The organism is Nakamurella multipartita DSM 44233, from assembly GCF_000024365.1.
GTDB classification, from domain to species: domain Bacteria; phylum Actinomycetota; class Actinomycetes; order Mycobacteriales; family Nakamurellaceae; genus Nakamurella; species Nakamurella multipartita.
The window spans coordinates 3,375,402-3,397,137 of the sequence record NC_013235.1 but is presented as its reverse complement, the minus strand read 5'-3'; the positions used below and the strand labels follow the sequence as shown (position 1 = coordinate 3,397,137).

The 21,736-nt window shown below is 72.7% G+C and carries 16 protein-coding genes and 1 pseudogene; 16 read left to right on the top strand and 1 reads right to left on the bottom strand.

Going from position 1 to position 21,736, the window contains the following annotated elements; translation table 11 throughout:
• Positions 1 to 7 precede the first annotated feature (7 nt).
• Positions 8 to 1,192, bottom strand: a complete 1,185-nt coding sequence (locus NAMU_RS15200) for a MalY/PatB family protein (RefSeq protein ID WP_015748281.1) — start codon at positions 1,190 to 1,192, stop codon at positions 8 to 10.
• A gap of 80 nt (positions 1,193 to 1,272) precedes the next feature.
• Here NAMU_RS15200 and NAMU_RS15195 point away from each other — a divergent pair, with 80 nt between their 5' ends.
• The 16 genes and pseudogenes from NAMU_RS15195 to NAMU_RS28450 all read left to right on the top strand — a co-directional run.
• The gene (locus NAMU_RS15195; RefSeq protein ID WP_015748280.1) at positions 1,273 to 2,880 is read left to right on the top strand and encodes an anthranilate synthase component I; all 1,608 of its coding nucleotides are present in this window, start codon (positions 1,273 to 1,275) and stop codon (positions 2,878 to 2,880) included.
• Positions 2,873 to 3,553: a Trp biosynthesis-associated membrane protein gene (locus NAMU_RS27495; protein ID WP_015748279.1), complete on the top strand. Its 681-nt coding sequence runs from the start codon at positions 2,873 to 2,875 to the stop codon at positions 3,551 to 3,553. The genes NAMU_RS15195 and NAMU_RS27495 overlap by 8 nt, the downstream gene beginning before the upstream one ends.
• 89 nt (positions 3,554 to 3,642) lie before the next feature.
• The gene (gene trpC, locus NAMU_RS15185) at positions 3,643 to 4,452 is read left to right on the top strand and encodes an indole-3-glycerol phosphate synthase TrpC (protein WP_015748278.1); all 810 of its coding nucleotides are present in this window, start codon (positions 3,643 to 3,645) and stop codon (positions 4,450 to 4,452) included.
• Positions 4,453 to 4,487: 35 nt separating this feature from the next.
• Positions 4,488 to 5,759 carry a tryptophan synthase subunit beta gene (trpB, locus tag NAMU_RS15180; RefSeq protein ID WP_015748277.1) on the top strand — a complete coding sequence of 424 codons (1,272 nt, stop codon included), beginning with the start codon at positions 4,488 to 4,490 and terminating at the stop codon, positions 5,757 to 5,759.
• Positions 5,756 to 6,664: a tryptophan synthase subunit alpha gene (gene trpA, locus NAMU_RS15175; RefSeq protein ID WP_015748276.1), complete on the top strand. Its 909-nt coding sequence runs from the start codon at positions 5,756 to 5,758 to the stop codon at positions 6,662 to 6,664. The genes trpB and trpA overlap by 4 nt, the downstream gene beginning before the upstream one ends.
• Positions 6,661 to 7,704, top strand: a complete 1,044-nt coding sequence (gene lgt / locus NAMU_RS15170) for a prolipoprotein diacylglyceryl transferase (RefSeq protein WP_015748275.1) — start codon at positions 6,661 to 6,663, stop codon at positions 7,702 to 7,704. Before trpA ends, lgt begins: the two co-directional genes overlap by 4 nt.
• Positions 7,705 to 8,100: 396 nt before the next feature.
• Positions 8,101 to 12,684 (top strand): glutamate synthase large subunit, encoded by a 4,584-nt coding sequence (gltB, locus tag NAMU_RS15165; RefSeq protein ID WP_015748274.1) that lies wholly within the window; start codon positions 8,101 to 8,103, stop codon positions 12,682 to 12,684.
• Positions 12,677 to 14,140, top strand: coding sequence for a glutamate synthase subunit beta (locus tag NAMU_RS15160; protein WP_015748273.1), 1,464 nt, complete (start codon positions 12,677 to 12,679; stop codon positions 14,138 to 14,140). Before gltB ends, NAMU_RS15160 begins: the two co-directional genes overlap by 8 nt.
• 140 nt (positions 14,141 to 14,280) lie before the next feature.
• Positions 14,281 to 15,699, top strand: coding sequence for a pyruvate kinase (gene pyk, locus NAMU_RS15155; protein ID WP_015748272.1), 1,419 nt, complete (start codon positions 14,281 to 14,283; stop codon positions 15,697 to 15,699).
• Between the two features lie 71 nt (positions 15,700 to 15,770).
• Positions 15,771 to 16,715 (top strand): acyl-CoA thioesterase II, encoded by a 945-nt coding sequence (tesB, locus tag NAMU_RS15150; RefSeq protein WP_015748271.1) that lies wholly within the window; start codon positions 15,771 to 15,773, stop codon positions 16,713 to 16,715.
• Positions 16,712 to 17,272 (top strand): DUF1802 family protein, encoded by a 561-nt coding sequence (locus NAMU_RS15145; protein WP_015748270.1) that lies wholly within the window; start codon positions 16,712 to 16,714, stop codon positions 17,270 to 17,272. Before tesB ends, NAMU_RS15145 begins: the two co-directional genes overlap by 4 nt.
• A gap of 256 nt (positions 17,273 to 17,528) precedes the next feature.
• Positions 17,529 to 17,861, top strand: a complete 333-nt coding sequence (locus tag NAMU_RS15140; RefSeq protein ID WP_174299010.1) for a hypothetical protein — start codon at positions 17,529 to 17,531, stop codon at positions 17,859 to 17,861.
• On the top strand, positions 17,848 to 19,206 hold the full coding sequence (locus NAMU_RS15135) for a cupin domain-containing protein (RefSeq protein ID WP_015748268.1): 1,359 nt from the start codon (positions 17,848 to 17,850) through the stop codon (positions 19,204 to 19,206). Before NAMU_RS15140 ends, NAMU_RS15135 begins: the two co-directional genes overlap by 14 nt.
• A gap of 28 nt (positions 19,207 to 19,234) precedes the next feature.
• Positions 19,235 to 20,125 (top strand): sucrase ferredoxin, encoded by an 891-nt coding sequence (locus tag NAMU_RS15130; protein WP_138180230.1) that lies wholly within the window; start codon positions 19,235 to 19,237, stop codon positions 20,123 to 20,125.
• A gap of 53 nt (positions 20,126 to 20,178) precedes the next feature.
• A complete protein-coding gene (locus tag NAMU_RS15125; protein WP_015748266.1) occupies positions 20,179 to 21,246 on the top strand; it encodes an alpha/beta hydrolase in 1,068 nt (355 codons plus the stop codon).
• Between the two features lie 40 nt (positions 21,247 to 21,286).
• Positions 21,287 to 21,551: pseudogene (locus NAMU_RS28450) on the top strand (AraC family transcriptional regulator); the annotation flags it as partial.
• Positions 21,552 to 21,736: the final 185 nt, after the last annotated feature.

The window sequence follows — 21,736 nt, the reverse complement described above, 5'->3', positions numbered from 1 at the left end:
GGCGAATTCAGGACGCGGCGAGCAAACCCAACCGGCGGGCGGCCTGGCGCAGCAGTGGATGCGGCATCGCCAGGTTGACCCGCAGGAACCCGGGCATCCCGCAGTGCGCGCCGTCCACCCCGTGCACGCCGACGCGCTCGGCCACGGTGGCCGGGTCGACCGGCACACCCTGCAGATCCAGCCAGCCGAGGTAGGTGCCCTGCACCGGGAACAGGTGGGCCCCGGGCAGGGCGTCGGCCAATTCCGCGCGGAACAGATCCCGCCCCGCGGCCAGGTAGTCCACGACCGCGGCCAGGTGATCGGCGCCGCGGGTGTACGCCGCGATCGTGGCCACCGCGCCGAGCGGGGTGACCCCACCGCCGTGCTTGGTGAACGGATCCAGCCCGTCCCAGGCGGCCCGCGCGTCGTCCGCGGTCAGGATCAGCTGCCCGCAGCCGAGCCCGGGGATGTTCCAGCCCTTGGACGCCGACGTGCCGCCGATGGTGTGGCCGGCGGTGATCGCCGACAGCGACGCGTAGGGCCGGTGGGTGAACCCGGGCATGGTCAGCGGGGCGTGGATCTCGTCGGCGAACACCATCGCCTCGGCGTTGTCGACGACCTCGGCCAGGGCCAGCAGCTCGTCGTCGGTGAACACCCGGCCGGTCGGGTTGTGCGGATTGGTCAGCACGAACACCGACCGCGGGCGCAGCGCGGCGGCGATCGCCGGCAGGTCGAACTCGTAGCGCCGGTCCCGACCGTCGGGGCCGTCCGGCACGATTTTCATCGGCACCGTGACCAGCTCCCGGCCGGCGGTGGCCGGCACGGTCAGGAACGGCATGTAGGCCGGCACCGGGAGCACGACGGGGGCCCGCGGGTCGGTCAGGTATTCCAGCAGGATCCGGAACCCGGTCACCACCGAGCCGACCGGGTGCACGTCGGCCGGATCCACCGCCCAGCCGTAGCGGGCCTGCCACTGGGCGGTCGACTCGGACACCCCGGCGGCCAACGCCGGGGGCAGGTAGCCGGTGGTGCCGTGGTCGATCGCGTCGTGCAGGGCGGCCACGATCGCCGGGGCCAGCGGCATGTCCATCTCGGCCACCCCGGCGCCGATCGCTCCGGGCGGCACCGACGTCCATTTGAGCCCGCCCCGGGCCCGCAGATCCTCGATGGTCAGCGCGTCCGTCCGAGCGGCCAGGTCCAGGGAGTCGATCACCGGCTCACCGTACGACCGTCGTCCGACGTCCGGGCGGGTGGTTCGGGGTGCGGCCGTCGACCGGTGGGCCGACCGGCACAATGACCGGCATGTCCGTCAGCACCCCCGCCCCGCCGCGCGCGGCCCAGCCCGGGCTCGGGGAGATCAGCCCCAGCCGGGAGGAGTTCCGCGAGCTCGCCCGGGATCGGCGGGTGATCCCGGTGACCCGGCGCCTGCTCGCCGACACCATCACCCCGGTCAGCCTGTACGCGACCCTGGCCGGCGACCGGCCCGGCACCTTCCTGCTGGAATCGGCCGAGAACGGGCGGTCCTGGTCGCGCTGGTCGTTCGTCGGGGTGTCCGCCCCGGCCGTGCTGACCGAACGCGACGGGCAGGCGACCTGGCTGGGCACCCCGCCGGCCGGCCTGCCGACCAGCGGCGACCCGCTGCGGGTCCTGGACGAGTCGCTGCGCTTCCTGCACACCGAGCCGCTGGCCGGGCTGCCCCCGCTGACCGGCGGCCTGGTCGGCTACCTCGGCTACGACGTGGTCCGCCGCTGGGAGAAGATCGACACCGCGGCCAGCGCGACCCGCCCGCCGGCGCCGGCCGACCCGGAGATTCCCGAGCTGGTCATGCTGCTGGCCACCGACCTGGCCGCCCTGGACCACCACGCCGGCACCGTCACCCTGATCGCCAACGCGGTGAACTGGGACGGCACCGACGCCCGGGTCGACCAGACCTATGACCACGCGGTGGCCCGGCTGCACGAGATGAGCCGCACGCTGGCCCAGCCGCGGTCGCTGCCGGCCGCCCACTTCACCGCCCGCACCCCGCCGGTGCGCCGGCGCACCGAGTCCGCCGAGTACCAAGCCAACGTGGACGTGGCCAAGGAGCACATCCGGGCCGGGGACGCCTTCCAGATCGTGCTGTCGCAACGGTTCGACGTGCCCACCGAGGCCGACCCGCTGGACATCTACCGGGTGCTGCGGGCCACCAACCCGAGCCCGTACATGTACCTGCTGCGCCTGCCCACCCCCGACGGCGGCTCCTTCTCGGTGGTCGGCTCCTCGCCCGAGGCGCTGGTCACCGTGCGCGAGGGCCTGGTGACGATGCACCCGATCGCCGGCACCCGGCCCCGCGGGCACACCGAGGAGGACGACGTCTGGCTGGCCAAGGACCTGTTGGCCGACGAGAAGGAACGCAGCGAGCACGTGATGCTGGTCGACCTGGGCCGCAACGACCTGGGCCGGGTCTGCGCCCCGGGCACGGTCAAGGTGGTCGACTTCTTCACCATCGAGCGGTACAGCCACGTCATGCACATCGTCTCGACGGTCACCGGGCAGCTGGCCGCCGACCGCACCGCCTACGACGCACTGGCCGCCTGCTTCCCCGCGGGCACCCTGTCCGGGGCGCCCAAGCCGCGGGCCATGCAGATCATCAACGAGCTCGAACCGCTGCGCCGCGGCGTGTACGGGGGAGTCGTGGGCTACCTGGACTTCGCCGGGGACGCCGACACCGCGATCACCATCCGTACCGCGCTGGTGGTCGACGGCACCGCCTACGTGCAGGCCGGCGCCGGGGTGGTGGCCGACTCGGTACCCGAGAACGAGGACGCGGAGTGCCGGAACAAGGCCGCCGCCGTCATCGCCGCCGTCGGCGCCGCCGCGACCATGCAGGTGGTCGGGGCCACGCAGGTGATCGGTGACTGAACCCCGGGCCGGCCGCCGACCGGTCGCCGTGCTGGCCGCCCTGGTCCTGGGCGGCGCGGCGGCCTGCGCCGGGGCGGCGGCGATGACCTGGTGGACGGCCGACTACGACGATCCGCTGACCGGGCCGCTCACCCTGACCGCCACCGGGTCGGACTGCCTGCCCGAGCTGGTGCCGGTGGCGCTGGTGGCACTGGCCGGGTTCGGCGCCGCGCTGGCCACCCAGGGCTGGCTGCGCCGGCTGGTCGGGGTGATCCTGCTGGCCGGCGGACTGCTGGTGGCGGTGCGGGCCGGGCTCGCCCTCGGCGGTGCCCCGGCCGGCCTGACCGGCTCGCTGGTCCGGCCGGCCACCCCGGTGGGCGCGGCGCAGCTGCATCCGGTCGGGCCCCTGCTGGCCCTGGCCGGCGGGGCGCTGCTGACCCTGGCCGGGGGGCTGATCGCGGCCGGGCTGGGCGGCCGGCGCCGGCTCGGCTCCCGCTACGAGGCGCCCGCGGTGGCCGCCCAAGCGGCGGTCGCGGCCTCGTCGGCGGGGGCGGCCGAGCCGGACGAGGCCGCCGCCACCGATCCGGCGGACTGGTGGAAAGCTCTCGATGCGGGCACCGATCCCACCGACCCGCCCGTGGCCAAACCGACCCCGCCGGGCGGCTACCATGACCACAACAATCGCGCTACATAAGGGCGAGAGACGTAAGTGTGACGTTGACGGCAGTTTTCCAGTGGCGGCGCAGGGACACACCTGCAGACCCCGGACGAGGAGACCTTCGCGTGAATGTGCTGGACGGGATCCTGGCCGGTGTTCGTGAGGATCTCGCCGTCCGCGAGGCACAGGTGCCCATGGCCGACGTTCGGGCCATGGCCCGCAACGCGCCGCCCCCCAAGCCCGTCCTGCCGGTGCTGCTCGAACCGGGCGTCGGCGTCATCGCCGAGGTGAAGCGGGCCAGCCCCTCCAAGGGGGCGCTGGCCACCATCGCCGACCCGGCCGCGCTGGCCCGCACCTATGCCGAGGCCGGGGCCCGGGTGATCTCGGTGCTCACCGAGCAGCGCCGCTTCAACGGCAGCCTGGCCGACCTGGACGCGGTGCGCGCCGCGGTCGACATCCCGGTGCTGCGCAAGGACTTCATCGTCAGCCCGTACCAGGTGCACGAGGCCCGGGCGCACGGCGCCGACCTGGTCCTGCTGATCGTCGCCGCGCTGGACCAGAACGTGCTGATCGGGCTGCTCGAGCGGGTCGAATCGCTCGGCATGACCGCGCTGGTCGAGATCCACACCGAGGCCGAGGCCGACCGGGCGCTGGCCGCCGGGGCCAAGGTGATCGGGGTCAACGCCCGCGACCTGACCACCCTGACCATCGACCGGGACGTGTTTGCCCGGATCGCTCCCGGGCTACCCTCGGGCGTGGTCACCGTGGCCGAGTCCGGGGTGCGTGGTCCGTCCGATCTGCTGGCCTACGCCGGCGCCGGCGCGGACGCCGTACTGGTGGGCGAGGGACTGGTCACCAGCGGTGACCCCCGGGCGGCGCTGGCCGACCTGGTGACCGCCGGTTCGCACCCGTCCTGTCCGCGCCCGTCCCGCTGAGCGGGCGCGCGCACCGTCCTTCTGGAGCAATCACCATGAGTGTGCCCGCGCGAGCGGCCGTCGATCTGCCACGCCCGTCCGACGGGCTGGCCGGCACCGACCACGATCCCGACGACCGCGGCTACTTCGGCACCATGGGCGGCCGGTGGTTGCCCGAGGCCCTGGTCGGGGCCCTGGACGAGGTCGCCGACTACTACCGCAAGGCCCGCCGGGACCCCGATTTCCTGGCCCGGCTGGACGACCTGGCGGCCAACTACGCCGGCCGCCCGAGCCCGCTGTCCGACGCCCCCCGGCTGACCGCCGAGGTCGGCGGCGCTCGGATCCTGCTCAAGCGCGAGGACCTGAACCACACCGGCAGCCACAAGATCAACAACGTGCTCGGGCAGGCCTTGCTGGCCCAGCGCATGGGCAAGACCCGGCTGATCGCCGAGACCGGGGCCGGCCAGCACGGGGTGGCCACCGCCACCGCCGCGGCCCTGCTCGGCCTGGAGTGCTGCATCTACATGGGCCGGGTCGACACCGAACGGCAGGCCCTGAACGTGGCCCGGATGCGGCTGCTGGGCGCCGAGGTCGTCGCCGTCGAGGCCGGCTCGGCCACCCTCAAGGACGCCATCAACGAGGCGTTCCGGGACTGGGTGGCCACCGTCGACCACACCTTCTACCTGTTCGGCACGGTGGCCGGCCCGCATCCGTTCCCGGTGATCGTCCGCGACTTCCAGCGGATCATCGGCCTGGAGGCCCGGGCCCAGGTGCTCGACCGCACCGGCCGGTTGCCCGACGCGGTCGCCGCCTGCGTCGGCGGCGGCTCCAACGCGATGGGCATCTTCCACGCCTTCCTGGACGACCCGGACGTGCGGCTGGTCGGCCTGGAGGCCGGCGGCGACGGCATCGAGACCGGACGGCACGCCTCCACCATCAGCGGCGGCTCGGTCGGGGTGCTGCACGGCGCCCGCTCCTTCCTGCTGCAGGACGCCGACGGCCAGATCATCGAGTCGCACTCGATCAGCGCCGGACTGGACTACCCCGGCGTCGGCCCCGAGCACTCGCACCTGGCCGAGATCGGCCGGGCCGAGTACCGCTCGATCACCGACACCCAGGCCATGGATGCGTTCGCGCTGCTGGCCCGGACCGAGGGCATCATCCCGGCCATCGAGTCCGCGCACGCCGTGGCCGGGGCGCTGGACCTGGCCCGGGAGATCGGCCCCGAGGGCATCGTGTTGATCAACGTCTCCGGCCGGGGGGACAAGGACATGGAGACGGCCATGCAGTGGTTCAAGCTGGCCGAACCGACGGGAGCCGTCCAGTGACCAGCCAGCCGACCAGCCAGCCGCCCAGCCAGCCGACAGTCCTGGCCGAGCTGTTCGCCGGCCTGCGGGCGCAGAACCGGGCCGCCCTGGTGGGCTACCTGCCGGCCGGCTACCCGGACCTGGCCGCGTCCAAGGACCTGTACGCCGCGATCATCGAGGGGGGCTGCGACCTGGTCGAGGTCGGCCTGCCGTTCTCCGACCCGGTCCTGGACGGCCCGGTCATCCAGCACGCCGCCCAGCAGGCCCTGGCCGGCGGCTTCCGGGTCCGCGACACCTTCGAGATCGTTGAGTCGATCACCGCCCGCGGTGGCCGCGCCGTCGTGATGACCTACTTCAACCCGGTGCTGGCCTACGGGGTCGACGCGTTCGCCCGGGACCTGGCCGCGGCCGGGGGAGCGGGCGTGATCACCCCCGACCTGATCGTCGACGAGGCCGGCCCCTGGCTGGACGCGGTCCATGCGCACGGCATCGACCCGATCTTCCTGGTCGCCCCGTCGTCGTCGGCGGAGCGGATCGCGCTCACCGCGGCCTCCGGCGGGGGCTTCGTCTACGCCGCCTCGGTGATGGGCGTGACCGGGGCCCGGGACCAGGTGTCCAGCGCGGCGCCCGATCTGGTCGCCCGCTGCCGCACCGTGACCGACCTGCCGATCGGCGTCGGGCTGGGCGTACGCACCGGCGAGCAGGCCCGGCAGATCGCCGAGTACGCCGACGCGGTGATCGTCGGCAGCGCGTTCCTGGACGCCTACGCCCGCGGTGGCCGGGACGCCGCCGCCGCGCTGGCCGGCGAGTTCGCCGCCGGCATCCGGGCCGCTCGCGCCGATGGAACCGCCCGCGCCGACGGAACCGCCCGCGCTGATCGAAGTGCCGATTCTGCGCCCGTTTCGTCCGGTTCCGTGGCGCAATGATCAGCGCGGCCCAGCTGGCGTCCATCCCGTCGCCGTCCCAGGGCGTCTGGTACGTCGGTCCGATCGCGCTGCGGGCCTACGCGATCTGCATCATCGTCGGCATCGTCGTGGCGGTCTGGATCGGCAACAAGCGGTTCGTCGCCCGCGGCGGCCGCCCGGGCCGGGTCACCGACATCGCGGTGTTCGCCGTCCCGTTCGGGATCATCGGTGGCCGGCTCTACCACGTCATCACCGACAACCAGCTGTATTTCGGCGAGGGCCGCAACCCCTGGAACGCGTTCGCCATCTGGAACGGCGGGTTGGGCATCTGGGGAGCGATCGCCCTGGGCGCGGTCGGCGCCTGGATCGGCTGCCGCCACTACAAGGTCCCGCTGGCCTCGTTCGCCGACTCGGTGGCCCCGGGCATCGCCGTCGCCCAGGCCATCGGCCGGCTGGGCAACTACTTCAACCAGGAGCTGTTCGGCGCGCCGACCACCCTGCCGTGGGGCCTGGACGTCTTCGTCCGGACCCCGGGCGGGGTACCCGGCGTCATCCCGGCCGACGGCAACTGCGAGTTCCCGACCGACTACGTCAAGGCCGCGCCCGAGGTGCTGTGCGGCACCTACCAGCCGACGTTCCTGTACGAGCTGCTGTGGTGCCTGGGCGTGGCCGCGCTGGTCATCTGGGCGGACAAGCGGTTCCGCCTCGGCGGCGGGCGGGCGTTCGCGCTCTACGTCGCCGCCTACACCCTGGGCCGGGTGTGGATCGAGATGCTGCGCATCGACCCGGCCAACCACTTCTTCGGCCTGCGGATCAACGTGTTCACCTCGATCGTGGTGTTCCTGGGGGCGGTGCTGTTCCTGTACCTGCGGCGCCACGTCACCCGGGAGGACCCGGCCCTGGTCTGGGGGCCGGACCGGCCGGGCCAGCGGGGCCGCGCGGACGAGCCGGGCGCCCCGGCCGGCGCACCGAGCGGCGAGTCCGCCGACGGCCCGGCCGCAGCCCCGACGGCCCCGGCGGACGAGCCGCACCCGGCCGACAAGGGGCCCGGCACCGGCTGACCGGCCGCCGTCGAGGCCGGCCGGCGAGGCGCCGTCAGCACCGAATATGACGGCCGGGTTACTGCTTGGCTCCGGGCTCGTCGGGACCGGTTTCGATTACCGGCAGGCGGGACCGGTGCGGTAGTTTTGGCCCTACTGGGCCATCGTCGTCCCGGTGTCCCCGTGATCAGGACGTGTGCGTGGACAACGGAGGCGACCGGCGGCGATCCCGCCCCATCCTCCCGAAGTCGCGCATGGGCCCGGTGGCTGGTCTCCTCCGCCGCAGACGGCCCGCCGCCCCACCGGTCAGCACGCACGCCGCAGCCTGACCGGGACCGTTGTGTGCACCGCTTTTCTTCTGTCCACCGTGCCGGCTGCCGCCGGTGCGGTCGCCTTGCCGACGACGGGAGGTCTGCCGTGAAGTTCTCGGCAACACCCGCCCCCCAGGGGCTGTACGACCCACAATACGAACGCGACGCCTGCGGCGTGGCCGCGGTGGCCGACATCAAGGGCCGACGCAGCCACTCGATCGTCAGCAACGGCGTGACCGCGCTGATCAACCTGGACCACCGCGGCGCCGCCGGCGCCGATCCGGCGGTCGGTGACGGCGCCGGCATCCTGATCCAGGTGCCCGACGAGCTGCTGCGGGCCGAGGTGGACTTCGAGCTGCCGGTCAGCCCCGACCCCCGGCACGGCCAGGCGTACGCGGTCGGCATCGCCATGCTGCCGGTCGACCCGGCCGAGCGGGCCAAGGCCAAGGCCATCGTCAACCGCGTGCTCGGCGGGGAGAACCTGACCCTGCTGGGCTGGCGCACTGTGCCGACCGACGCGCAGGGCGCCGGCGTCGGGCAGATGGCGCTGGACGTCATGCCCGCGTTCGAGCAGCTGTTCGTCGCCGGCCCGGTCGGCGAGGACGGCGACCTGCCCTACGGGCTGGAGCTGGACCGGATGGTCTACCCGGCCCGCAAGCGGATCGAACACGAGTCGCAGGCCGAGATCGGCGGGGACGGGGTTTACTTCCCGTCGCTGTCCAGCCGCACCATCGTCTACAAGGGCATGCTCACCACCGAGCAGCTGCCGGCGTTCTACGCCGACATCACCGACAAGCGGACGATGAGCGCGATCGCCATCGTGCACTCCCGGTTCTCCACCAACACGTTCCCGGCGTGGCCGCTGGCCCACCCGTTCCGGTACCTGGCGCACAACGGTGAGATCAACACCGTCCGCGGCAACCGCAACCGGATGCGGGCCCGCGAGGCCATGCTGTCCTCCAAGCTGATCCCGGGCGACCTGTCCCGGGCGTTCCCGATCGTCACCCCGGGGGCGGCGTCGGACTCGGCGTCGCTGGACGAGGTGCTCGAGCTGCTGCACCTGGGCGGCCGGAGCCTGCCGCACGCGGTGATGATGATGATCCCGGAGGCCTGGGAGAACAACGCCACCCTGGACCCGGCCATCCGCGGGTTCGCCGAGTTCCACGCCTCGCTGATCGAGCCGTGGGACGGTCCGGCTTGTGTCACCTTCACCGACGGCACCCTGCTCGGCGCGGTGCTCGACCGCAACGGGCTGCGCCCCGGCCGCTGGTGGCTGACCAGCGACGACATCGTGGTGCTGGCCTCCGAGGCGGGCGTGCTGCCGATCGCCCCGGAGAAGGTCATCGAGCGCGGCCGGCTGCAGCCGGGCCGGATGTTCCTGGTCGACACCGACCAGGGCAAGATCCTCAACGACACCGATGTGAAGACCTCGCTGGCCGCCGAGCACCCGTACCGGGACTGGGTGCACGCCGGTCTGATGCGGCTGACCGAGCTGCCGCCGCGGGAGCACGTCACCGTCTCGCACCGCAGCGTGCTGGCCCGCCAGCGCATCTTCGGCTACACCGAGGAAGAGCTGCGGATCATCCTGACCCCGATGGCGGCCACCGGCGCCGAGGGCATCGGCTCGATGGGCACCGACACCCCCGAGGCCGTGCTCTCGCAGCGGCCGCGGCAGATCTTCGACTACTTCACCCAGCTGTTCGCGCAGGTCACCAACCCGCCGCTGGACGCGATCCGGGAGGCCGTGGTCACCTCGCTGTCCTCGGTGATCGGGCCGGAGGCCAACCTGCTCGAACCCGGGCCGTGGTCGTGTCGCCAGGTGGTGCTGCCGTTCCCGGTCCTGGACAACGACGACCTGGCCAAGCTGATGGGCATGAATGCCGACGGCAACCTGCCCGGCTTCGCCTCGGCCACCATCTCGGGCCTGTACGACGTGCACGGCGGTGGGGAAGCGCTCGCCGCCGCGATCGAGCGATGTCGGCTGGAGACCGACGAGGCCATCGCCCGCGGCGCGCGGGTGATCATGCTCTCGGACCGGCACTCCACCGCCGACAAGGCGCCGATCCCGTCGCTGCTGCTGACCTCGGCGGTGCACCAGCACCTGGTCCGGCAGAAGTCGCGGACCAAGGTCGCGCTGGTCGTCGAGTCCGGCGATGCCCGCGAGGTCCACCACATCGCGACCCTGCTGGGCTACGGCGCCGGCGCGGTCAACCCCTACCTGGCCATCGAGACCGCCGAGGACCTGTCCCGGCACGGCCAGCTGGGCGACGTCACCCCGGAGAAGGCGGTCAAGAACACCGTCTACGCGCTGGGCAAGGGCGTGCTCAAGGTGATGAGCAAGATGGGCATCTCCACCGTCGGCTCGTACCGGGCCGCGCAGGTGTTCGCCGTCTTCGGCCTGAACCAGGACGTGCTCGACGAGTACTTCACCGGCAGCACCACCCGCACCGGCGGCAGCGGCCTGGACACCATCGCCAACGACGTGGCCGCCCGGCACGCGCTGGCCTTCGTGCCGAACCCGCAGACCCTGGAGCACCGGGGGCTGGAGATCGGCGGCCAGTACCAGTGGCGCCGTGAGGGCGAGATCCACCTGTTCAACCCGGAGACGGTCTACCTGCTGCAGCACTCCACCCGGAGCAAGCAGCAGAAGATCTTCCGCCGCTACGCCGAGACGGTCGACAAGCTGACCAAGCAGGGCGGCACGCTGCGCGGGCTGTTCGAGCTGCGCACCGCCGACGCCACCCCCGTGCCGCTGGAGGAGGTCGAGCCGGCCAGCGAGATCGTCAAGCGGTTCGTCACCGGGGCCATGTCCTACGGCTCGATCTCGATCGAGGCGCACCAGACGCTGGCCATCGCGATGAACCGGCTGGGCGGCAAGTCCAACACCGGCGAGGGCGGCGAGGACGTCGACCGGCTGCTCGACCCGGTGCGCCGGTCGGCGATCAAGCAGGTCGCCTCCGGCCGGTTCGGCGTGACCAGCCCGTACCTGGTCAACGCGGCCGAGATCCAGATCAAGATGGCCCAGGGGGCCAAGCCCGGTGAGGGTGGTCAGCTGCCCGGCAGCAAGGTCTACCCGTGGATCGCCTCGACCCGGCACGCCACCGCCGGCGTCGGGCTGATCTCGCCGCCGCCGCACCACGACATCTACTCGATCGAGGACCTCAAGCAGCTCATCCACGACCTGCGCAACGCCAACCCGGCGGCCGACGTGTCGGTCAAGCTGGTCTCCGAGCCCGGCGTGGGCACGGTCGCGGCCGGCGTCACCAAGGCGCACGCCGACAAGGTGATCATCGCCGGCTACGACGGCGGCACCGGCGCGGCGCCCCTGACCTCGCTCAAGCACGCGGGCCAGCCGTGGGAGCTCGGCATCGCCGAGACCCAGCAGACGCTGCGCATCAACCAGCTGCGCGAGCAGGTGCGGGTGCAGGTCGACGGCGGCCTGCGCACCCCGCGGGACGTCGTCGTGGCCATGCTGCTGGGCGGGGAGGAGTTCGGCTTCTCCACCGCGCCGCTGGTGGTCGCCGGCTGCGTGATGATGCGGGTCTGTCACCTGGACACCTGCCCGGTGGGCATCGCCACCCAGAATCCGGTGCTGCGCGAGCGCTACACCGGCACCCCCGAGTTCGTGGAGACCTTCTTCCTCTACGTGGCCGAGATGGTCCGGGAGTACCTGGCCGCGCTCGGGTTCCGCTCGGTGAACGAGGCCGTCGGGCATGCCGAGATGCTGGACGTCTCGGCCGCGGTGGAGCACCACCGGGCCCGCGGGCTGGATCTGGCCCCGCTGCTGGAGATCCCGCAGGTGGCCAGCGAGTACTCGTGCACCAACCCGGCCCGGCACGACCTGTCCAAGACCCTGGACGCCCAGTTGATCAAGCTGGCCGCCCCGGCCCTGCAGGATGCCCGGGGGGTGCGCATCGACCTGCCCATCCGCAACGTCGACCGCACCGCCGGCACCATGCTCGGCTCCGAGGTCACCCGGGTGCACGGCCCGGAGGGGCTGCCCGACCACACGATCGAGGTCAACCTGACCGGCACCGCCGGCCAGTCGCTGGGCGCGTTCCTGCCTCGCGGGGTGTCCATCGATCTGCTCGGCGACGCCAACGACTACGTGGGCAAGGGCCTGTCCGGGGGCCGGATCGTGGTCCGGCCGGACGAGAACTCGCCGTCCCAGGCGCCCGGGGTCAAGACCCAGGTGATCGCCGGCAACACCATCGGTTACGGCGCCACCTCCGGCGAGATCTACCTGCGCGGCCGGGTGGGCGAGCGGTTCGCCGTCCGCAACTCGGGTGCGCTGATGGTGGTCGAGGGCACGGGCGACCATGCCTGCGAGTACATGACCGGTGGCCGGGTGGTCATCCTGGGCCGCACCGGACGCAACGTCGGGGCTGGCATGAGCGGTGGCATCGCCTACCTGCTCGACCCGGAACCGGCCAAGGTGAACCCGGAGCTGGTCGACCTGGAGGCGCTGGACGTCGACGAGGTGGCCTGGCTGGGTGAGGTCATCGGTTCGCACGCCAAGCTGACCGGTTCCCGGGTAGCGGCCGCGCTGCTGGCCGACTGGCCGATCGCCGCGGTCCGGTTCTCCCGGGTGATGCCCCGCGACTACCGACGGGTGCTGGGGTTGCGCGCCGAGGCCGCCGCGCTCGGGGTCGACGCCGACGAGATGATCATGGAGGCCAGTCATGGCTGATCCGAGTGGATTCCTCAAGCACACCCGGGGCGGGCCGGCGCGCCGGCCCATCCCGCTGCGCCTGAAGGACTGGCGCGAGGTCTACGAGCCCTACGACGAGCAGGCCACCCGCAACCAGGCCGCCCGGTGCATGGACTGCGGCATCCCGTTCTGCCACCAGGGTTGCCCGCTGGGCAACATCATCCCGGAGTGGAACGACCTGGTCCGCACCGGCAAGTGGGCCGAGGCCTCCGACCGGCTGCACGCGACCAACAACTTCCCGGAGTTCACCGGGCGGTTGTGCCCGGCGCCCTGCGAGGGTGCCTGCGTGCTGGGCATCGCCGACGACCCGGTCTCGATCAAGCTGGTCGAGCAGGAAATCGCCGACCGGGCCATCGCCGACGGCGACGGCCTGGAGCCCCGGCCGGCCGAACTGTCCACCGGCCGTTCGGTCGCGGTGATCGGGTCCGGTCCGGCCGGCCTGGCCGCCGCCCAGCAGCTGGCCCGGGCCGGGCATGCGGTGACCGTCTTCGAGCGGGACGGCCGCATCGGCGGTCTGATGCGCTACGGCATCCCCGAGTTCAAGATGGCCCGGGACGTGCTGGACCGCCGGCTGGCCCAGATGGAGGCCGAGGGCGTCACGTTCGTCGCCGGCTGTGCCGTCGGCGGTGACGGCGACGGCGACGTCACCGTCGACAAGCTGCAGTCCGATTTCGACGCCACCATCATCGCCACCGGGTCCACCGTTCCCCGGGAGCTGACGGTGGACGGCCGGGATCTGGACGGCGTGCACCTGGCGATGCCGTACCTGATTCAGCAGAACGAGGTCTGCGAGGGCAACCGCGAGCAGGTCGAGATCAGCGCCGAGGGCAAGCGGGTGGTGATCATCGGCGGCGGCGACACCGGGGCCGACTGCTACGGCACCGCGCTGCGGCAGAACGCGGCCTCGGTGACCCAGCTGGACATCCACGTGATGCCGCCGCCCACCCGTGATCAGTCCACCCCGTGGCCGACCTACCCGCTGATGCTGCGGATCTCGGCCGCCCACGAGGAGGGTGGCGAGCGGGTCTTCGGCGTCAACTCGACCTCCATCGAGGGCCAGGACGGCAAGGTCACCGGCCTGAACCTGGTCGAGGGCAAGCGGATTCCGGGCGGCTTCATCCCGACCGAGGGCACCGAGTTCCACATCGACGCCGACATGATCCTGATCGCCCTGGGCTTCGTCGGCCCCGAGCGGCCGGGCCTGCTGGACGCGCTCGGCGTGGAGATCTCCTCGCGCGGCACCATCGTGCGCGACGAGAACTACATGACCTCGGTGCCGGGCGTCTTCGTCGCCGGCGATGCCGGCCGCGGCCAGTCCCTGATCGTCTGGGCGATCGCCGAAGGTCGTTCCGCGGCCGCAGGTGTCGATGCCTACCTGGCCGGCCAGAGCTTCCTGCCGGACCCGCTGGAACCGACCGCCACCGCCCTGCGCTGACCGGGACCGCGCCCCCCGCCCTCGCTGATTTTCGGGGGGCGGGGGACGCGGTGGCGGGACCCCAGGGTGCGACAGCGATCACATTATGATCATGTGACCCTGTCTTCTGTATCGGTTCAGAAGTCCGCTAGGGTACAGGCATGACTCGTCGCGCAAAGATCGTCTGCACCTTGGGTCCGGCCACCTCGTCGGAGGAGGCGATCGCCGCTCTGCTGGACGCCGGGATGAACGTGGCCCGGATGAATTTCTCGCACGGTGATTACGCGGACCACGAAGTGATCTACCACCGGCTGCGGGATGCGGCCAGGTCTTCCGGCAAGGCGCTGGCCATCATGGCCGACCTGCAGGGCCCCAAGATCCGCCTCGGCCGGTTCGCCGACGGCCCGCACGACTGGAACACCGGCGACACGGTGACCATCACGGTGCAGGATGTCGTCGGCTCCAAGGACCGGGTGTCCACCACCTACAAGGGCCTGGCCCGGGACGCCCGCCCGGGTGACCGTCTGCTGATCGACGACGGCAAGGTCGGCCTGGTCGTCACCGCCGTCGACGGCGACGACGTGACCTGCTCGGTCACCGAGGGCGGCCCCGTCTCCAACAACAAGGGCATCTCGCTACCCGGCATGAACGTCTCGGTGCCGGCCATGTCCGAGAAGGACATCGCCGACCTGAAGTTCGCGCTGTCCCTGGGTGTCGACGTGATCGCGCTGTCCTTCGTCCGCTCGCCGACCGACGTCGACCTGGTCCGCAACGTGATGGACGAGGTCGGGGCCGATCGCCGCCCGGTCATCGCCAAGCTGGAAAAGCCCGAGGCCGTCGCCAATCTCGAAGCGATCGTGCGCGCGTTCGACGGAATCATGGTCGCCCGCGGCGATCTGGGCGTCGAGCTGCCGCTGCAGCAGGTGCCGCTGGTCCAGAAGCGCGCCGTGCAGGTGGCCCGGGAGAACGCCCGCCCGGTCATCGTCGCCACCCAGATGCTCGACTCGATGATCGAGCACTCCCGGCCGACCCGGGCCGAGGCCTCGGACGTCGCCAACGCCATCCTGGACGGGGCCGACGCGGTCATGCTGTCCGGGGAGACCTCCGTCGGCAAGTACCCGATCATCGCCGTCAAGACCATGGCCCGGATCATCGAGGCCGTCGAGACCGAGTCGGTCGCCGCCCCCGCGCTGACCCACACCCCGCGAACCCGTGGTGGCGTGCTGTCTTTCGCGGCCCGCGACATCGCCGAGCGGATCGACGCCAAGGCCGTCATCGCGTTCACCTTCACCGGTGACACCGTGCGCCGGATGGCCCGCCTGCACACCGGGCTGCCGGTCATCGCGTTCACGCCGAAGGAAGAGGTGCGCAACCAGCTCGCCCTGACCTGGGGCGTGCGGACCTTCGTCACCCCGCCGGTGGACACCACCGACGAGATGGTCGAGCAGGTCGACCAGGCCATGTTGGAGATCCCCGGGTTCGAATCCGGCGACACCGTGGTCATCGTGGCCGGCGCGCCGCCGAACACCTCCGGTTCCACCAACCTCATTCGGGTGCACCGGCTGAGCCACAAAGACTGATGGCGATCTTCGGGCACCGGGGCCACGGTGATCCGGAGTCGTCGGCTGCGCCGGCCACCGCGAACGATGCGGTGGCCGGCGCATCGGCGGTTCCGAGTCCGGCGGCGCCCGAATCGGCTGCCGGACCGGCTGAGGTCCGGGACACCGACGGGGTGCTGCGCGGGCAGGGCGTCGTCGACTCCCTGGTCGCCTTGCTCGATCTGGAGCGGATCGAGGACAACCTCTACCGGGGCGTCTCACCCGAGATGTCGCCGCAGCGCGTCTTCGGCGGGCAGGTCGCCGCGCAGGCGTTGACCGCCGCCGGTCGCACGGTGCCCAGCGAACGGCGGGTGCATTCGCTGCACGCTTACTTCCTGCGGCCGGGCAACCCGCGGCAGCCGATCGTCTACCAGGTGGACCGGGCCCGGGACGGGGTCTCGTTCACCACCCGGCGGGTCGTCGCGATCCAGCACGGCAAGCCGATCTTCACCATGTCGGCCTCGTTCCAGGTCGACGAACCCGGGGTCGATCACGCGGAGCCGATGCCCTCGGTGCCCCCGCCCGAGTCGCTGCCCACCTACGCCGAGCGGATCGCCCCGTTCAAGGACCGGATGGCGGTCTGGGGTCAGATCCCGCGGCCCTTCGACGTGCGCTACATCGACGACCCGCCCTGGGAATCGCGGCTCACCGGGCCGGAAATCGGTGCGCACAGCCGGGTTTGGTTCCGCACCGACGGCGTTCTGCCCGACGACGACCTGCTGCACGTGTGCCTGTTGGCCTACCTGTCCGACCTGACGTTGCTGTACTCGGTGCTCAAGACGCACGCGCTCTCCTTCGAGTACGACAACATGCAGGCCGCCTCGTTGGATCACGCCATGTGGTTCCACCGCCCCTTCCGGGCCGACGAGTGGCTGCTCTACGACACCCGCTCGCCCAGTGCCTCGGGCGCCCGCGGGCTGGGCACCGGCCACTTCTTCGACCGGGAGGGCCGGATGCTGGCCACCGTGGTCCAGGAGGGTCTGGTCCGGCTGCGTTGATCGCCCTCAAGGAATGGGGCGCGGCGGCGCACGCCCTGCTGCAGGGGCGGCAGCGGGTACTGCTGCGCAAGGGCGGCATCCACGAAAAGCGTTTCACGCTCGAGGATTCGCGGTTCCTGCTGTACCCGACGGTGGCGCACAGCCACGCCGCATCGACCCGTCCCGAACACGCCGACCTGCTGCCGCTGGGCACCGCCGACGTCACCGAGGGGACCGTCGTCGTGCGGGCCGTGCTGTCGGTGGTCGAGGTCGTCGAGGTGGCCCGGCCGGACCGGATCGCCGAGCTGGCGCCGCTGCACATCTGGACCACCGAGTCGGTCCGGACCAACCGCATCGACTTTCGGCCCAAGCACCGGCTGGCCGCGATCGTGGTCTCGGCCCGGCCGCTGCCCGCCCCGATCGAGATTCCGGTGCGGCCCGAGTACGGCGGCTGCCGCAGCTGGGTGCAGCTGCCCATCGACCCGGCCGTCCTGGACGTGCCCACCGCGGTCGACCCCGCCGCGGACGAGTCCGACCTGCGGGCCGTCGCGGCCCGGGTGCGGGCCGCCGTCGGCTGACCACCCCGTCGGCTGACCACCCCGTCGGACCCTCGAGTCGCCGTCGTCGTACCCACTCAGTAGCGTTACCCGGGCACGGTTTCGGGTACTGGACCGGCGAGTCTGCGGGCCGCGGGGGTTCGCCAGACGTTCATCGATGGAGGGTTTCCGATGGGTTTGAGCGACGAGGACATCACGACCGGCGGCGCGGCGACCGAGGGTCCGGCCGACGGTGGGGCAAGCGGCGTGCCCGGCGTGCATGACGGGGGAGCCGACGGTGGCGCTGATGGTGGCGCGGACAGCGGGGCCGAGGGCCCGGCCGACGGTGGCGCCGGTGGCGTTCCCGGGGTGCACGACGGCGGTGCTGATGGTGGTGCCGACGGTGGCGCTGATGGTGGCGCGGACGGTGGCGCGGACAGCGGGGCCGAGGGCCCGGCCGACGGTGGCGCCGGTGGCGTTCCCGGGGTGCACGACGGCGGTGCTGATGGGGGCGCCGACGGTGGCGCCGATGGTGGCGCGGACGGCGGGGCCGATGGTGGCGCTGACGGTGGCGCGGACGGCGGGGCCGACGGTGGCGCTGATGGTGGCGCCGGCTGATGCCAGCCCTTGATTCGACGGGGGCGTCCGGCTCGGCCGGGCGCCCCCCGCGTCACTGGTCACCCGTGCAGCGGTGCATCGCCATCGACGCGGACGATTTCGCCCAGCGCTACTGGGCGCAGGCCCCCCTGCTGACCACGGCGGCCGAGCTGAACGACGACTTCAGCGACCTGTTCTCGGCCGACTCCGTCGACGAACTGGTCTCCGAGCGAGGGCTGCGTACCCCGTTCCTGCGGATGGCCAAGAACGGCTCGGTGCTCTCCAGCGCGAGCTTCACCCGCGGCGGCGGCGCCGGCGCGACCATCACCGACCAGGTCGCCGACGACAAGGTGCTGGCCCAACTGGCCGGCGGGGCGACGCTGGTGCTGCAAGCACTGCACCGCACCTGGCCGCCACTGGTCCGGTTCGGCAGCGAGCTGGCCGCCGAGCTCGGGCACCCGGTCCAGATCAACGCCTACATCACGCCGCCGCAGAATCAAGGCTTCGCGTCGCACTACGACACCCACGATGTGTTCGTCCTGCAGATCGCCGGCACCAAGCACTGGCGCATCCACGAGCCGGTGCTGCCCGATCCGCTCCCGCACCAGACGTGGGACGGGCGCCGGGCCCAGGTGCAGGACCGCGCGGCCCAGGCGCCGGCCATCGACGCCCTGCTGCGACCGGGCGACGCGCTGTACCTGCCCCGCGGCTACCTGCATTCCGCCGTCGCCCAGGGTGAGCTGTCGATCCACCTGACCATCGGCGTGCACCCGCTGACCGGTTACGACCTGGCCCGCGAACTGATCGCCGCCGCCGAGGACGACCCCGAGCTGCGCCGATCCCTGCCCATGGGCGTGGACGTCACCGACGTCGACGCCATGGCCACCCACCTGCGCCAGGCGGCGCAACGGCTGGTCGACCGGCTCGGTCAGGCCGGGCCCGAGCTCTACCGGGCCGCGGCCCGACGGGTCGGGCCCCAGCAGGTCGGGCAGACCCGGCCGGCGCCGATCGCGCCGCTGGCCCAGCTGCGCGCGGCCGCGACGCTGGACCCGCAGACCCCGCTGGTGCTGCGCCCCGGCCTGCGGCCGCGGCTGCGGCAACAGGGTGAGAAATGGGTGCTCAGCCTGATCGACTCCACCGTCAGCTGGCCCGAACAGGTGCACGCCGCGCTGCTGATCGTGTTGTCCGGCAAGGCATTCACCGCCGACGAGCTGCCGAACCTGGACGACGCCGAGCAGCTGGTGGTCGCCCGCCGGTTGCTGCGCGAAGGCATCGTGATCCCGGCCGTGATTCCGGCTGTGATCCCGACTGTGATCCCGGCTGTGGCCCCCGGCCCGGACGGCGGCGCGGCCGGACCGGCGACCGACGACGGTGGCTGAGCCGGCCGACCGGTTCGACCGTTGCTCGGTGCAGGCGACGGGGCGCGGGGATCCGATGGTCGGCAGCGCCTTTCCGGCGTCCCGGCTGCTGCTGGTGGAGCAGCCGGGCCCGTGGGGCCGCACCGGGCTGCTCGCGTCCCGATTCGACACCGCCGTGGCGCACCGGCTGGTCGCCCGGCTGGAAGCCGCCGGGATCCGGGTGGTGGCCATCCGCCGGCCGGGCCGGCACGTCGCCGACGGTGCCCGCCGGTGGGCCGCCGTCGATTGCCGCCCGGACCGGGAGCAGGTCACCTGGGGTCGCTTCGACCAGGACCGCGATCTGCTCGAGTTGGACGTGGCCGCCGTGCTGGAGCGGCCGGCCGGCCGGTCCGGCGAGGCCGGAACCGGCGACACAGCATCCGACCAGCCCGAGTATCTGGTCTGCGCCCACGGCACCCACGACGCCTGCTGCGCCATCCGCGGCCGGCCGGTGGCCGCCGCGCTGGAGGCCCTGCGGCCGGGACGGGTCTGGGAGTGCAGCCATGTCGGCGGCGACCGGTTCGCGGCCAACCTGCTGGTGCTGCCGGCCGGCCTGCTCTACGGCCGGGTGCAGCCCGAGCAGGTCGCCGGGCTGGTCGAGATCACCGATCGCGGCGTCGTCGACGCCGGCGGCCTGCGCGGCCGGGTCGGCTTCGGTTCGGCCGAGCAGGCGGCGATGGTGCTGGCCCATCAACGGTTCCCGGCGGCCGGGTGGCGCGACGTGCGCGTCACCGGTGCCGACCGCAGCGACCCGCATCGGATCGTGGTCGCCCTGCGCGTGGCCGGCACCGAGGTGCGGGTGCAGGTGCACGCGTCGCAGGCGCCGCCGCAGTGGCTCACCTGCCAGGCCGGGGCCCCGGGCCGGGCCATGGTCTACGCGCCGACCCTGCTGCCCGCCTGACTCGTCGGCCCGCACCGGCGCTCCCGCCCCCGGTCAGGGCCTATGCTCCGGCGGTGCGGTCGACCCTGGCGCTGGAGCAGGCGATCCGCCTCGTCTTCGGCACCCTGCCCCCCGCCGCCCGGGAGAAGCTGGCCGGCCCACCGGTCGTCGTCGACGGCGCGCGCCTGGATCCCGACCTGCAGCTGCTGCTGCGGTTGGAGCGGATGAGCAGTGCCGGCACCCCGGCCGCGGCGGTGGACCGGCGCCGCGAGCACCTGGACGTCGCGACCGCCCTGGTCGGCGGCCCACCCCCGGCCGGCGTCGACACCCGCGCCCTGATCATCGACCGGGCCGGCGACGGGCCGGCCCTGCCCGCCCGCCTCTACGAACCGGCCGGCCTGCCCGCCGGCTCGCCGCTGCTGGTCTACCTGCACGGCGGGGGATGGGTGACCGGCAGCCTGAACAGCCACGACACGGTGTGCCGGTTCCTGGCCGTCACCGCCCAACTGCGGGTCCTGGCCGTGGCCTACCGGCTGGCCCCCGAGCATCGGTTCCCGGCCGCCGTCATCGACGCCGTCGACGGCCTGCGGTTCGCCCGGGCCCGGGCGGCGAGCCTGGGCGCCGATCCCGGTGCGATCGCCCTGGGCGGGGACAGCGCCGGGGCCAATCTGGCCGCCGTCGCGGCCCACCTGGCCGTTCGGGGCGGCGAACCCGGCCCGGATCGGCTGCTGCTGTTCTACCCGCCGTGCGCGGTGATCGGCCGGACCGCCTCGCGGGAGCAGTTCGGCGAGGGCTTCCTGCTCACCGACGCCGACATCGTCTGGTTCCGCGACCACTACCTGCCCTCGACCAGCGCCTACGACGACCCCCGGGCGTCGATCCTGCTGGCCGACGACCTGACCGGGATGCCACCGACCCAGCTGATCACCGCCGGCTTCGACCCGCTGCGGGACGAGGGGGAACAGTTCGGGGAGCGGCTGGCCCGGGCCGGGGTGCCGGTGTTGCTGCGCCGCGAACCCGACCTGGTCCACGGGTTCGTCAACATGATCGGCCTGTCGGCGCGTTCCCGGGCCGCCGTCGCCGAGGCGGCCCAGGACCTGCGGAAGGCGTTCGCGGCCGACACGGTCGGTCCGGGCTCCTGACGCCGGCCGCCCTTTTCGTGCTCACCGATAGAATCGGGCCATGATCACCGGGCGCCGGCACCGGGTGGTGGCGGTCCTGGTGCGGGACGGCGTCTACCCCTTCGAGCTGGGTATCCCCGCGCGCATCTTCGGCGCCGCGGACGAGCGGTACGAGGTCGTGCTGTGCTCGGTCGCTGTCGGCCCGGCAGCCGGATCGCCTCGATCTGCACCGGGGTTTCGTGCTGGCCGCGGCGGGCCTGCTGGACGGGCGTCCGGCCACGACGCACTGGGAATGCGCGCCGCTGTTCCGTCGCTGGTTTCCGCAAAGGTCGCCAACCGGGCCGCCCGGCGATGCGTCGTGATTCGTTGCGTCAGCACATAAACGCCGAATTGAGCGTCTCGCCGCTGGCCTACCGGCGGACATTCCGGGCCGCCGATCCGGTCGACCCGCGGACGGCCCCCATCGTGGCGTGATCCCATCGAAGCCTGCCGTGTTCGCTCTGGCGGGCCC